Raw genomic sequence first — 561 nt, forward strand, 5'->3', positions numbered from 1 at the left:
CGCCGCCACCGTCGCCCCGATCAGCGGTCCAACCCAGAAGATCCAATGGTCTTTCCATGCATCGTGTTGGTTGTAGAGGACGGCGGCGGCGAAGGTCACCGCCGGGTTGATGTGCCCGCCGGAGATGCCGGCGGTGCAGTAGACGAGGGCGAAGATCATGCCGCCGAAGGACCAGGCGATGCCCTGGATGCCGACGCTGGCGCACTTGGAGGTGGACTTGGAGACGCCCATGACGGTGAGGAYGGTGATGTAGAGGAAGAGGAAGGTGGCGACGAACTCGGCGATGCCCGCGCGGTAGAAGGACCAGGACTTGAGCTCCCCGGGCTCRAACAGCGGCGCCGGCGGGGGCTCCTTGTAGTCCTTGTCGTCGTCCCCGGCCCCGGCGCCCTGCGCCGCCGTSCCGATGGGCTGSCGCTCCGAGAACTTGTTGGCGCCCAGGCGCACGTCCTCCTCYTTCCCCTCCATCTTTGCTCCCCGGCCCCACGCTACTGTCCCTGGCTCCCTGCTCTCTCTCCTGCCTGTGCGGTTGGGCTCTCGGTGGTTTCTTGAAGCAGCGGTGTG

Annotated in this window: 1 protein-coding gene; it reads right to left on the bottom strand. The window is 66.7% G+C overall.

Annotation, left to right across the window (positions count from 1 at the left end):
* Positions 1-444 (bottom strand): aquaporin (locus tag FWJ25_RS20785; protein WP_188093685.1); only part of this gene is annotated, 444 nt, incomplete at its 3' end.
* Positions 445-561: the final 117 nt, after the last annotated feature.

Origin of the sequence: Marinobacter salinexigens, assembly GCF_008370345.1 — a bacterium.
Lineage (GTDB): Bacteria > Pseudomonadota > Gammaproteobacteria > Pseudomonadales > Oleiphilaceae > Marinobacter > Marinobacter salinexigens.